This is a genomic window from Streptomyces sp. NPDC091972 (genome assembly GCF_044756385.1).
Taxonomy (GTDB): Bacteria; Actinomycetota; Actinomycetes; order Streptomycetales; family Streptomycetaceae; genus Streptomyces.
Genome location: NZ_JBIVSV010000016.1, coordinates 57,039 through 70,063 on the forward strand (window position 1 = coordinate 57,039; position 13,025 = coordinate 70,063).

General features: G+C 72.6%; 11 protein-coding genes. 3 read left to right on the top strand and 8 right to left on the bottom strand.

Annotated elements, in window-relative coordinates:
• Positions 1-94: 94 nt before the first annotated feature.
• Positions 95-1,591, top strand: coding sequence for an oligopeptide:H+ symporter (locus ACIQJT_RS35990; RefSeq protein WP_365451754.1), 1,497 nt, complete (start codon positions 95-97; stop codon positions 1,589-1,591).
• 96 nt (positions 1,592-1,687) lie between these two features.
• Here the strand turns inward: ACIQJT_RS35990 and ACIQJT_RS35995 are convergent, their stop codons facing one another.
• The 5 genes from ACIQJT_RS35995 to ACIQJT_RS36015 all read right to left on the bottom strand — a co-directional run bounded on the left by ACIQJT_RS35995 (position 1,688) and on the right by ACIQJT_RS36015 (position 6,252).
• Positions 1,688-3,004, bottom strand: coding sequence for a hypothetical protein (locus ACIQJT_RS35995; protein WP_402649948.1), 1,317 nt, complete (start codon positions 3,002-3,004; stop codon positions 1,688-1,690).
• Positions 3,001-4,092 (bottom strand): hypothetical protein, encoded by a 1,092-nt coding sequence (locus ACIQJT_RS36000; protein ID WP_402649949.1) that lies wholly within the window; start codon positions 4,090-4,092, stop codon positions 3,001-3,003. The genes ACIQJT_RS35995 and ACIQJT_RS36000 overlap by 4 nt, the downstream gene beginning before the upstream one ends.
• Before the next feature lie 203 nt (positions 4,093-4,295).
• Complete coding sequence (locus ACIQJT_RS36005; RefSeq protein WP_402649950.1) at positions 4,296-4,994, bottom strand: LPXTG cell wall anchor domain-containing protein; 699 nt, start codon at positions 4,992-4,994, stop codon at positions 4,296-4,298.
• A 157-nt stretch (positions 4,995-5,151) separates the two neighbouring features.
• Positions 5,152-5,646: an ATP-binding protein gene (locus tag ACIQJT_RS36010; RefSeq protein WP_365451762.1), complete on the bottom strand. Its 495-nt coding sequence runs from the start codon at positions 5,644-5,646 to the stop codon at positions 5,152-5,154.
• A 225-nt stretch (positions 5,647-5,871) separates the two neighbouring features.
• Positions 5,872-6,252, bottom strand: coding sequence for an STAS domain-containing protein (locus ACIQJT_RS36015; protein ID WP_053851730.1), 381 nt, complete (start codon positions 6,250-6,252; stop codon positions 5,872-5,874).
• Between the two features lie 238 nt (positions 6,253-6,490).
• Between ACIQJT_RS36015 and ACIQJT_RS36020 the strand changes: the two genes are divergently transcribed.
• Positions 6,491-7,405: an RNA polymerase sigma factor SigF gene (locus ACIQJT_RS36020; RefSeq protein ID WP_402649951.1), complete on the top strand. Its 915-nt coding sequence runs from the start codon at positions 6,491-6,493 to the stop codon at positions 7,403-7,405.
• Positions 7,406-7,570: 165 nt separating this feature from the next.
• A complete protein-coding gene (locus tag ACIQJT_RS36025) occupies positions 7,571-9,088 on the top strand; it encodes a ricin-type beta-trefoil lectin domain protein (RefSeq protein ID WP_365451764.1) in 1,518 nt (505 codons plus the stop codon).
• 28 nt (positions 9,089-9,116) lie between these two features.
• Here the strand turns inward: ACIQJT_RS36025 and hutI are convergent, their stop codons facing one another.
• From hutI to ACIQJT_RS36040, 3 genes are read right to left on the bottom strand one after another with little or no spacing between them, the layout of a single operon-like run.
• A complete protein-coding gene (gene hutI / locus ACIQJT_RS36030) occupies positions 9,117-10,406 on the bottom strand; it encodes an imidazolonepropionase (protein ID WP_402649952.1) in 1,290 nt (429 codons plus the stop codon).
• On the bottom strand, positions 10,403-11,764 hold the full coding sequence (locus tag ACIQJT_RS36035; protein ID WP_402649953.1) for a formimidoylglutamate deiminase: 1,362 nt from the start codon (positions 11,762-11,764) through the stop codon (positions 10,403-10,405). Before ACIQJT_RS36035 ends, hutI begins: the two co-directional genes overlap by 4 nt.
• A complete protein-coding gene (locus ACIQJT_RS36040; RefSeq protein ID WP_402650018.1) occupies positions 11,761-12,963 on the bottom strand; it encodes an allantoate amidohydrolase in 1,203 nt (400 codons plus the stop codon). Before ACIQJT_RS36040 ends, ACIQJT_RS36035 begins: the two co-directional genes overlap by 4 nt.
• Positions 12,964-13,025 lie beyond the last annotated feature (62 nt).

Below are 13,025 nucleotides of genomic sequence, written 5' to 3' on the forward strand. Positions count from 1 at the left end.
AATTCAATGCCTGTCGCATCGTGGGGACCTTTGGCGCTATCCGTCGCTGAAGGTCTCTTTTGTGTGCGGTAATCCCCACCAGCAAGGAACGACCATGGCGTCCAGCCTGACGAAGGACTCGGTGACTCCGGGCACCCCCGGTTCCGACACAGCCTTCTTCGGCCACCCCCGCGGACTGGCCACACTCTTCATGACCGAGATGTGGGAGAGGTTCTCCTACTACGGCATGAGGGCTCTGCTCCCGCTGTACCTCGTCGCCCCGGGCGGCCTGCACCTCGGCGCCGCGACCGCGACCGCGATCTACTCCGTGTACGTGTCGCTGGTGTACCTGCTCGCGATGCCGGGCGGCTGGTTCGGCGACCGCGTGTGGGGTCCCCGCAAGACCGTCGCCGTCGCCGGTGCCGTGATCATGCTCGGTCACCTCACCCTGGCCCTGCCCTCCTCGGGCACCTTCTACGCCGGCCTCGGCCTGGTCGCGATCGGTTCCGGTCTGCTGAAGGCCAACATCTCCACGATGGTCGGCCACCTCTACGAGGGCCCTGACGACCCCCGCCGCGACGGCGGCTTCACGGTCTTCTACATGGGCATCAACCTCGGTGCCTTCGCCGCCCCGCTGGTCATCGGCACCATCGGCGAGAACGTCAACTGGCACCTGGGCTTCGCGCTCGCCGCCCTCGGCATGGCCCTGGGGCTCGCCCAGTTCCTGATCGGCAGCCGCCACCTGGCCGACCGCTCCAGCGTCGTCCCGACGCCGCTGTCCGACGCGGAGAGGTCCGCCACCCTGCGCAAGGCCGCGATCTGGGCCGGCATCGCCGCCGTCTTCTACGCGATCGTCGGCTTCTCCGGCCACTACACGCTGAACTGGATCCTGGTCCCGCTGACCCTGCTCGGCGTGATCATCCCGGTGATGGTCCTGGTCAACATCAAGCGCGACAAGGACCTGGACCGCACCGAGCAGAAGTCGATGTCCGCGTACATCTGGTTCTTCGTCGCCGCGGCCGTGTTCTGGATGATCTACGACCAGGGCGGCTCGACCCTGTCGATCTTCGCGGACTCCTCCGCCGAGAACAGCGTCCTCGGCTGGACGTTCCCGGTCTCCTGGTACCAGTCGGTCAACCCGGTCCTGATCATGGCCCTGGCCCCGGTCTTCGCCTGGTTCTGGCTGGCGCTGAACCGCCGCGGCAAGGAGCCGGGCACGGCCGTGAAGTTCGCCTCCGGCCTGGTGCTCGTCGGTGCGTCCTTCTTCCTGTTCCTCGCTCCGCTGTCCATCGCGGACGGTGGTCACAAGGCCGCCGCGATGTGGCTGGTCGCGATCTACTTCGTGCAGACCGTGGGTGAGCTGATGCTGTCGCCGGTGGGTCTGTCGGTGACCACGAAGATGGCCCCCGCGAAGTACGCCTCGCAGATGATGGGCGTGTGGTTCCTCGCGGTCACCGCGGGTGACGCGACGACCGGGCTGCTCTCCATCGCCGGGGTCGACCTCAACAAGACCGGGATCGTCGCCCTGGAGGCGACGCTCGCCGTACTCGCCGGTGTCGCGGTGTGGATGTACCGCAACCGGGTCAAGGAGCTCATGGGCAGCGTGCGCTGACCCGACGAGCACCGGGCGCTGCAACCGCGGGGCGCCGGGATCCCGGTGGATCCCGGCGCCCCGTCCGTTTTCCCGCCGTGGCGGTTCCGCGCGCTCTCAGAGCCTCCTGCGGCCGGGCAGGAACGTGAAGACCGCGCCGCCCAGCAGCACCGCTGTCCCCGCCACCAGACCCAGAGCCTTCAGCGCCGCGTGGTCGTCCGCGCCCGTCGCCGCCAGGCCGCCGCCGGTCGACGTACCGCCCGAGCCGCTCGTCCCTCCGGAGCCGGCGGAACCGCCCGAGGCGCCGCCCTCCTGCTCCTCCGTGGTCAGGGTGAGGGAGACCGCCGTGCTGTCCGGCTTGCAGGTGGTCGTGGTGCCCAGTGCCTCGATCGTCAGGACCCCCGGCGACAGCGTCGACTCACCGGTCGAGCCCGGCTTGTACGTGCCCGTCATGTCGGGGATCTCTATGGGGTCGCCCGCCTTGATGGCCGCGGAGTTGGTCGGGCCCTCGACGTGGACCGACCCCGTGTCGTCGCCGCCCAGCAGCACCTCCATGGAGGGCTTGACCGAGTCCGCGGGGATGTCGGCGGGACTGTCCATCGGGGAGTTCTTGAACTGCACGGTGACGCCGTAACCGCCGCCGTCCTTCTTGGCGTTGATCTGGATATCGGAGGTCGCCTTCTTCTCACCGAGGGGCGACTGGCAGGTGTAGGGGATGGCGACGGCCTTGCCGGTGAAGTCGGTCTGGCCGCCGCCCGGGGACTGCGTGGGGCTGGGGGTGGGATCCGGGCTCCCGGTGTCGGTGGGGGTCGGCGTCGGGGTGGGGGTGTCCGTCGGGTCCGGGGTGGGTGTCGGCGTCCCGTCACCGGCCGCCACGGTCAGCGTCGCCGCCGTCGGCACCGTGCCCGTCGGCGTGCACACCGTGTTCGTGCCCATCGCGTTCACCGTGTACGCGCCCGGCGTCAGCGTCAGCTGCCCGGCCGCCGTCAGCTTCAGCGTGCCCTTCATGTCGGACAGCACCATGGCGCCGCCCTTGGGGATGGCCGGGTTCTCACGCGGTCCGGTCATCGCGATGTCGGCGCTCTGCGCTCCGGCCGCCTTCAGGGCGCCGGTCGGCTGGACCGAGTTCGCCGGCAGATCGATGATGTCCGGGTTCTTGGAGGCGGCCTGGGTGAACTTCCACACCACGTCGATCTCGTCGCCGACCTTCGCGGTGGCCGGTGCGGTGATCTGCACCTTGGTGGTGCCGTCGACGGGGTCGAGCCCGACGCCCGCGGGCGGCACGCACCGGGTCGCGAACGACACCTCCGCGGCCTGCGCGGGCCCGGCGGCGAGGCCGAGCACCACGCCCGCTCCGGCCAGCACCAGCGCGGCACCGGCCGCGCCCGCTCTTCTCGGCCCGCCGGCCGGGGGGACTCTCCTTCGCATGCTCACGTGGAACCCTCTCTGGTGGGAGTCGTGGGACTCGTCGGGCTGTCGTCGTGCGGTGCGGAGAGCCGGCCACCGGCCGCGCCCGGATCGGCGTCCGGGGTGAACCACGGCAGGGTGGACGTGGGAGGGGCCGCGTGCGCGGCCGTGGAGGGCTTGACCCCCGGAAGGCGCAGGGCGAGTTCGGGCAGTCGCAGTCCGCGGTGCCGGAGACCTCCGGCGGGCCGTGGCCGTACCCGGTCCACCACCGCCATGCCGATGCGGAACAGCGCCGCCGGCACGACCAGGAGGACCAGCGCCCAGAACAGGGTCACGCCCCAGGGCCGGCCCACGCCCCAGGGCTGCTCGGCCAGCACCTTGCCGCCGTACTTCAGCGAGACGGTGTACTCGCCGTGCGCGCCGCCGGTGAGTTCGACGGGCAGTTCGATCCGCGCCCTCCCGCCCGGCCGGATCGTGCCGCGCCACTGCTGTTCGTCCCACTGCGGGGCGAACACCCCGTGGGCGGTGCCGACCTGGAAGACGGGGTCCTTGACCGCGGAGGTGCCGACATTGCCGACGGTGAGGACGAGGGTGCGGGCGGGGGGTGCCCCGAACCAGGTCAGCAGGCCCCCCGAGCCGTCGAGCCGGGTGTCGGAGAGGACGGACAGCCGCCCGCCCTCGGTCTCGGCGGGCAACGGCTCCACGGCGTGCCCGGCCACCTGGAAGGTCGCGTCGGCCTCGGCCTTGGCCCCGGTCACCGTCGCCACGTGCACCACGCAGGGGCAGGGCACCGGGGGTTCGGCGACGGGCAGTTGCCTGCTGAAGCGTCCCTTGCCGTCCGTGGTGACGGCCCGGCCGTCCGCGTTGGCACAGGAGTCGGTGCCGCCCGGCACCCCGCGCGAGGGCACCGCCTGTCCGCAGACCAGGATCATCAGCAGTGCCCGCGCCCGCCAGCCGCCGCCGCTCACGGTGATCGAACCACCGGTCCCCGCCTGGGAATTGGACAGCTTCACACTCGGCCCGTCCGCCGCGGCCGCCGTCCCCGCCGTCGCGGTGAGCAGCAGCGCGCACACCGCCATCAGCACCGCCCACCGCACCCTGCCGCTCGGCCTCACGTCGTCGCTCCCGTCAACTCGGCTTCCGTACACGGGGATTCGGGCGCGGGTCCGGCCGTACGACACCGTGGACGCCGTACCGGAGGCCGTGCGACCGGTGGGGTCGGCCGACTCGGCCCGACCGGCGGGGACAGGCCAGGCGTGGGGGCCGGCACGGACGGCATGGGCGGCTCCAGCGGTCGTACGAGAGCGGGCCGGGCCGCTCAGCGGCGGGCGCGGGCCGCCTGGTCGCGCCGGGTGAGCCAGAGCGTGCCGGCCGCGCCCGCGAGCAGGACCGTGCCGCCGAGCGTGCCGAGGGCGATCGCCGAGTCCTCGGGTCCGGTCTGCGGGAGGGCCGCGGCGGAACCGCTGTCACTGTCGCTGCCGCCCTGGGTGCCGCCGGAGGAACCCGACGCGGCGGTGACCTCCAGGGTCAGGGAGGCACCGGGGCTGTTGGTCGGCGTGCAGGTGGTCGTCGTACCGAGCGCCTTGATGGTGAGGACGCCCGCGGTGAAGGTGACCTTGCCGGACTTCTCCGGGGTGTACGTGCCGGTCAGGTCGTTGATCTTGATGGGGGTGTTGGCGGGGACGACGGCCTGGTTGGCGGGGCCGGTCACGCTCATCGTCCCGCTGTCCGCGCCGCCCAGCCTGATGGTGGCGCTCGGGTTCATCGCGCCCTTGCCGAGGTCGACCGGGCTGGAGGAGACGCCCTTCTGCCAGGACATGGTGATCCGGTAGCCGCTGCCGTTCCTGACGCCCTGGATGTCGATGGGCGAGACGGCGCTCTTGTCACCGATGGGCGTCCTGCACTGGTAGTTGACGTTCACGACCTCGGCGCGGGCAGCGGGGGCGGCCATCAGCACCGCCGAGCCGGCCAGGGCCGCGACGGACGCGAGCGCGGCGGTTCGTTTCGGGTACGACACGGTTCCGCTCCCCTTACTCGTTCCTGACGGCACATCAGATCGGCCGTCAAGGTACGCCGGGGCACCGGAGGAAGGAAGAGAAAGTGAGTGTCGGAAGTGTGGGGGCAGCCCGGAACGCCACGGAAGACCCGCCGGAGAAGCGCCGGACGGGCGGGGGCTAGGCGGGTGCGCCGAGCTCCGCCCACACGGTCTTGCCGGCCACTCCGGGGGATCTGACGACTCCCCAGTCCAGGGAGAGCCGCTGCACGATGAACATGCCGTGTCCGCCGGGCCGGCCCGCCTGGTGCGGGGTGCGCGGCGCCGGCTGGCCGTTCCCCCGGTCGGAGACCTCGACGCGGATCACCTTGTTGTCACAGGAGATGCCCAACTGGTCCGGGCCCTCCGCATGGAGACAGGCGTTCGTCACCAGCTCGGAGACGACCAGCAGCACGTCCTCGGTCACGGCCCGCCGGTCCGCGGACGCCGCCGGCAGCCACCCCCACGCCTGCAACGCCTGCCGGGTGAAGTCGCGCGCGAGCGGGACGACCCCGCTCTCCCCCTCGAAGCTCAGCCGACGGACCTGCCGCTTCGTCGGCAGCTCGGCATCGCCGCCAGGCTCCACGCCGGGCTCCGGGTCACGGTCGCCCGGCGAGTAGGGCCGGGTGGTGCTCATCAGCGCTTCACCTCACCGATTCACCGGTTCACGATTCAAAACGTCACTGCATGGTCGCTCACCGAACAGTCAGTACGGATGTCTCCTGCCCGAGCGGACCGGGAGAACACCCCTCCATTCGGGACGTATGTCCGCCACGAGGGGTGTGACACCCGATGGAGACCGGTCGGAGGAGACGAACGGCACACGAACGGGGCCGCCGGGGCCGCCACCCGCACCGCCGCCTCAGCCGTCGGACTCGCCGGCCAGCGCCTCCTCCAGCGTGTCGTGCACGCTGAAGACCGCGTCGGCCCCCGTGATCTCGAAGACGCGCGCCACGACGGGCAGCATCCCCGCGAGATGTACGCCACCCCCCGCGGCCTCGGCCTTCAGCCGTGCCCCCAGCAGCACATTCAGTCCGGTGGAGTCACAGAACTCCAGCCGTGTGCAGTCGACGACAAGCCGGCTCTTCCCCTTGGCGAGGCACTCCTCGAGTGGCTCACGCAACAAATCGGCCGTGTGGTGATCCAACTCACCTGCTGGAGTCACGACGGCACTGGAGCCCTCTTGCCGCACCTCAACCAGAAGCCGGCCAGACTGTGCGCTGCCGACCGTCCCGCGGTCCATGCCGTCTCTCTCTCCCGACGTCGTGGCTGCTGATGACGCCCTCGAACACTACGCCTTCTCCACACCCTCCGACACCCGAACAATCACCCACAAACGGACATAACCGAACAGAACACACTTGCGGTCGTGTCGGGAAACCGGGTAGGGCTAGTAGAGACACGAACTCGACACGGCCGGCTTTGGAGGCGCCGCACACCGCAGTGCACGAACTGGCTTCGGCAGCCTTATGCCGAGAACGATGGAGGACATCATGTCACCCCGGCTCGACGCCTCGCATACCCATCAGGCGACGTCGACATCCCCCCCGGAACATCTGGATCCCATCGAGCAGGAAAGCGAAGGCGATGTGCTCGCCGGGCTTCCGGAGATCCCGCCCTTCGAAGAGGTGGGGGCCGTCGACGCGCGCGCCCTCTCGAAGACCCTCTTCGCACGGCTGGAGTCGCTGGAGGAGGGCACGCACGAGTACTCGTACGTCCGCAACACGCTCGTCGAACTGAACCTCGCCCTGGTCAAGTTCGCCGCCTCCCGCTTCCGCTCCCGCAGTGAGCCGATGGAGGACATCATCCAGGTCGGCACCATCGGCCTGATCAAGGCGATCGACCGCTTCGAACTCAGCCGTGGTGTGGAGTTCCCCACCTTCGCGATGCCAACCATCGTGGGCGAGATCAAGCGCTTCTTCCGCGACACGTCCTGGTCGGTGCGGGTGCCGCGCCGCCTCCAGGAGCTCCGGCTCGACCTGGCCAAGGCCGGCGACGAACTGGCCCAGAAGCTCGACCGCGCCCCCACCGTGGGCGAGCTCGCCGAACGCCTCGGGCTGTCGAAGGAGGAGGTCGTCGAGGGCATGGCGGCGTCCAACGCGTACACCGCCGCCTCGCTGGACGCCCAGCCGGAGGAGGACGACTCCGAGGGCGCGCTGGCCGACCGGATCGGCTACGAGGACCACGGGCTCGAGGGCATCGAGTACGTCGAGTCCCTGAAGCCGCTGATCGCCGAGCTGCCCTCCCGGGACCGCCAGATCCTCTCGCTGCGCTTCGTCGCGGGCATGACCCAGTCGGAGATCGGTGAAGAACTCGGGATCTCCCAGATGCACGTCTCGCGGCTGCTGTCGCGGACGCTGGTACGGCTCCGTAAGGGCCTGACCGTCGAGGAGTGACGGTCGGCATCACTGACCTGCGCGTGTGCCCGGTGTCCGGTGGGACACCGGGCACCGTGCGTCCGGGGCGCCGCACGGTTACTCGGAGAAACCCTTTCCCCCACGGTCCCCTTCCCTCACTATGGTCGCTCACAGACTGGCCGGTACGTCAGGAGGAGGGTGCGCATGACTCGCCCCGACGGGGCGTCCGACGCCCGGCTCACGGAGCTGCTGCGCTCCGACACGGCCACGGCGTACGCGGCCCTGCTGGAGCTCCGCGCCCGCCACCAGCCGGCGGTGCTGGCCTACGCCCGCCTGTGCACGGCCGGGGAGAGCGCCGCCCGGCAACTGGCCGCGCAGACCTTCACCCTCGCCGCCCGGGAGACGGCCCGCGGGGTCGACCCCGGCGTCCCGTGGCGCCACCGGCTCCTGCTGCTGACGGCCCGCTCGGCGGCGCAGTGGGCCGGGGACCATCGGGCGGCCGGCCTGGACCCCACGGTCCTGCTGCTCCTGAACACGGCGGGGCCCGGCGGCCCGGTGCCGCCCATGCTCACCGCCTTCGAGTCCCTGCCGGCCCGCACCCAGGGCCTGGTCTGGTACGGCGTGGTGGAGGGCGAGCCGGAGGCCCGCACCGCCGACCACCTGGGTCTCACCCGTGAGGACGTGGTCCACGGCACGGAGGGGGCCCTGCACACCCTGGCCCGGACGTGCCTGAGGTTCCGCCTCGGCGCCTCGGACGACCCCCGGTGCGCGGGCTTCGGCCGCCTCATCGAGGAGTCCGTAAGGCCGGACAACCCCCGTCCGAGCGCCGACCTGCACGCCCACATGGCCCACTGCCCGCACTGCGCGGCGGCCCACGAGGAGCTGTGCGCGGTGCGGGACGCTCCGCGGACGACGCTGGCCGAGGGGCTGCTGCCGTGGGGCGGGACGGCGTACGCGGCGCGGAGCACGCCCGAGCCCGAGGCGCGGCCGCGCACGGGGTCCCGGTCGCCGTCCGGCACCTGGCCGCGGCCGCGGCGGCTCGTCCTGGCCTCGGCGGCGCTGGGGGTGGCGGTGGTGCCGCTGCTGCTGTTCCTGGTGTCACAGGAGAGCGGCCCTCCGGCGGGCGCGTCGGCCACGGCCACGGCGGGAGCGGCAGGGGCGCTGCCGAGCCCGCCGCGGGTGACGGTCACGACGACGGTCTCGCCCTCCCCGTCCCCCACCGGCAAGACGCCGCCCCGCTCGGCCTCCCCCTCGGCCACCCCTTCGGCGACCCGGAGTCCGGCGCCTCCGCGCAGGACGAGTGCGCCCCCGTTCCGCGCGCCGGGAGGCTCCTACGCCCAGGTGGTCAACGTCTCCACCGGACGCTGCCTGGACGTCGCCGGCGCGTTCTCCGACGGCACGGACGTCGTCACGGCACCCTGCGCCGCAGCGGGCTCCCAGCGCTGGCGCGTCGATTCCGGCCGCGGTGTCGTGCAGTCCTACGCCGACCCCGACTTCTGCCTGGACAGCCGCGGCGACGTCGACAAGGGCCTCGGCATCTGGTCCTGCGACTCGGTCGAGGGGCGCAACGGCGACAACCTCCGCTTCACGGTGGACCCCGACGGGGTGATCCGCCCGGCGATCGCCATCGCCACGGGGGTGACGCCGGGCGACGGGGGCCGGGTGTCGCTGGAGCCGCTGACCGGGGGTGCGGCGCAGCGGTGGCGGGCGGGTCCGGCGTGACGCCCCCCGCCCGCGCCGGCGTGCGCCGTCAGACTGCGCGTACTCCGGCCCGCCACACCGCGCTGACCACCGGCACCCCCGGCCGGTAGGCCAGGTGCACATGGCTCGGGGCGTCCAGGAGGACCAGGTCGGCGCGGGCGCCCGGGGTGAGGCGGCCTACGTCCTCCCGGCGGAGGGCGGCCGCTCCGCCCGCCGTGGCCGACCAGACCGCCTCGTCCGGGGTCATCCCCATGTCGCGCACCGCGAGGGCGACGCAGAAGGGGACGGAGGAGGTGAAGGAGGAGCCCGGGTTGCAGTCCGTGGACAGGGCGACGGTGACGCCGGCGTCCAGGAGGCGGCGGGCGTCCGGCCACTCGGCGCGCGTGGAGAACTCCGCGCCGGGCAGCAGCGTGGCGACGGTACGGCTGTTCGCCAGGGCGTCGACGTCCTCGGCGGTGAGGTGGGTGCAGTGGTCGGCGCTGGCGGCGTCCAGTTCGACGGCCAGCTGCACTCCGGGGCCGTAGGTGAGTTGGTTGGCGTGGACGCGGGGGTGCAGGCCCTTCGCCTTGCCGGCCGTGAGGATCGCGCGGGCCTGGTCGCCGTCGAAGGCTCCCTTCTCGCAGAAGACGTCGATCCAACGGGCGTACGGGGCGCAGGCGTCGAGCATCTCGCCAGTGACGAGGGAGACGTAGCCTGCCGGGTCGTCCGCGTAGTCCGGGGACACGATGTGGGCGCCGAGATAGGTGACCTCGTCGGTGTGGGCGGCGGCGATGCGCAGGGCCCTCGCCTCGTCCGTGACGGTCAGGCCGTAGCCCGACTTGGTCTCGAAGGTCGTCGTGCCCTGGCGCAGGGCCTCGGCGAGGTAGCGCGTGAGGTTGCGTTCGAGTTCCGCGTCGCTCGCCGCCCGGGTCGCGGCGACCGTCGTGCGGATGCCGCCCGCGCTGTAGGCCCGCCCTGACATGCGGGCGTTGAACTCCTCGGTGCGGTCGCCCGCGAAGACGAGGTGGCTGTGGGAGTCGACGAAGCCGGGCAGGACCGCCCTGCCTTCCGCGTCGACCCGGTTGTCAGTGGCGGGTGCTTTGCTTTGATCACCGGTCCACACGACGCGGTCGCCCTCGATGGCGACGGCCGCGTCCCGGATCAGTCCGAGGGGGGTTCCGTCACCCAGGGAGGGGTCGTTGGTGACCAGAGCGGCGATGTTGGTGATGAGCGTGCTCGCGGTGCTCGCGGAGTGGGCGGGGCTGACGGTCGTCGCGTTGCTCATGGCGTCCTCGGTGGCCTGGTCTGCGGTGGGGGCGGGGTCGGGGGCGGGCCGTGGCGGCGGGCTGCCCGGGGTCATCCGTGCAGTGCGGCGACGGCTTCCGCGAGGGCTCGCGGCACGTCCGGCACCAGCGCGTGGACCCCGTCGCGCACCACGTGCCGACCTGCCACGACCGTGTGCGACACGTCCGCTGCCGACGCGGCGAATACGGCCGTCTCGGCCCCGAGCCGCGGAGGCGGCCCTGCCGTCCTGACCGAGTCGAGCCTGATGGTGGTGAAGTCGGCGAGCGCGCCGGGCTCCAGGGTGCCCGCGCCGTCCCAGCCGAGGGCCGCGTGGCCGTCGGCCGAGGCCGCCCGCAGCAGGGCCGCCGCCGTCCAGTGCCCGCGGGTGCGGGTGCGCAGGCGCTCGTCGAGCTCCATCGCGCGGGCCTCTTCGAGCAGGTCGATGACGGCGTGGCTGTCGGAGCCGAGGCAGAGCGGTGAGCCCGCCCTCTGGAGGGCCACCGCGGGTCCGATGCCGTCGGCGAGGTCCCGCTCGGTCGTCGGGCACATGCAGGTGCCGGTGCCGCTGCCGCCGATCAGCGCGATGTCCTCGTCGGTGAGGTGGGTGTTGTGGACACCGGTGGTGCGCGGCCCGAGGACCCCGTGCTCGGCCAGCAGCCGGGTCGGCGTGCAGCCGTGGGCCTCGCGGCAGGCGTCGTTCTCGGCGGTCTGCTCGGACAGGTGGACGTGCAGCGGGGCCCTCCGCTGTTCGGCCCAGCGCGCCACGGTCGCCAACTGGTCGGCGGGCACGGCCCGTACGGAGTGGATCGCCGCCCCGATCCTCGCGTGGTCCCGGTCCTTGAGAACCGAACAGCGTTCGGCCCAGGCGTCCGCGCTGCCGTCGGAGAAGCGGAGCTGGTGGCTGGTGGGCGGCTGTCCGAAGCCGGAGGAGAGATAGGCGGTGTCGAGGAGGGTGATGCGGATGCCGGCGTCGGCGGCGGCCTCGATCAGCGCCTCGCCCATGGCGTTGGGGTCGGCGTAGGGGGTGCCGCCGGGGGCGTGGTGCAGGTAGTGGAACTCCCCGACCGCCGTGATGCCCGCCAGCGCCATCTCCGCGTACACGGCACGGGCGAGGTCGCGGTAGGTGTCCGGGGTGAGCCGGGCGGCGGTGGCGTACATGACCTCGCGCCAGGTCCAGAAGGTCCCGGAGCCGACCTGGACGGTGGAGCGCAGGGCCCGGTGGAAGGCGTGCGAGTGGGCGTTCGCCAGCCCGGGGAGGGTCAGTCCGCGCAGGATCTCGGCGCCGGGCGGCGGGGTGCCGGTGCCGGTGCGGACGGCGGTGACGCGGCCGTCCGCCCCCGCGCCGGAGCCGCCGGTCGACACCGTCAGTGCCACGCCCGGCTCGACGTGGGTGCCGAGCCAGGCGTGCTCCAGCCAGTAGGTCTTCGCTGTCACCTGCAGGCCAGCCCTTCCAGTACGTCGGCGAGCGCGAGGACCCCGGCCACGCAGTCGTCCTCGGCGGCGGACTCCGCCGGGGAGTGCGAGACACCGGTGGGGTTGCGCACGAACAGCATGGCGGTCGGGATGTGTCCGGACAGGATTCCGGCGTCGTGTCCGGCGCCGGTGCCCAGGGCGGGCACCTTCAGGTCGGTGCGGGTGCCCAGGATGCGGGCGAGTTCGTCGCGCAGGGCGTGGTCGAACTCGACGACGGGGGTGAAGGACTCCCGGACCACGTCGAGGTCGACGCCGTGCGCCCGCGCGTACTCCCTGGCCGCCTTCTCGACACCGCCGACCACCTGGTCGAGGCCTTCCTGGTCGGCGGCGCGGGAGTCGAGCCAGCCGCGCACCAGGGAGGGGATGGCGTTGACGCCGTTCGGCTCCACGGCGATCTTGCCGAAGGTGGCGACCGCACCGGCGAGTTCGGCCTCGCGGCGGGCGGCGAGCACGGTCTCGGCGTACGACAGCATGGGGTCGCGCCGGTCCACGAGCCGGGTGGTGCCGGCGTGGTTGGCCTCGCCGCGGAAGTCGAACCGCCAGCGGCCGTGCGGCCAGATGGCACTGGCGATGCCGATCCGGTCGCCGGACAGGTCCAGGGCCCTGCCCTGCTCGACGTGCAGTTCGACGAAGGCGCCGATGCGGGCGAGCCGTTCCGGGTCGGCGCCGATGCCGTCGGGGTCGTACCCCGCCGCCTCCATGGCCTCCGGCAGGCTGATGCCGTCCCCGTCGGTCAGCAGGTGCGCCTGCTCGGGGGTGAGCGCGCCCGCGGTGAGCCGGGAGCCGACACAGGCGAGCCCGAAGCGGGCGCCCTCCTCGTCGCCGAAGTTGACGAGGGCGAGGGGTTTGGTGAACTCGGCCCGTCGTGACCGGAGTTCGTCGAGGGCGGCGAAGGAGGACACGACTCCGAGGGGGCCGTCGAAGGCGCCTCCGTCGGGGACGGAGTCGAGGTGCGAGCCGGTGACGACGGCGTCCCCCCGGGCGGGGTCGCCGAGCCAGGCCCACTGGTTGCCGTTCCGGTCGACCTCGTAGGCCAGTCCGCGGTTCTCGGCCTGCTCCTTGAACCACGCCCGGCACTCGCTGTCGGCCCCGGTCCACGCGAACCGGCGATAGCCGTGCGAGCCGGGGTGCCGGCCGACGGGAAGCAGCTCGCGCCACATCTCGTGGAAGGAGGACCCGCGGTGCCGCGCGCCCGGTCCGGGCCGTGCGCCCTCCCGCCCCG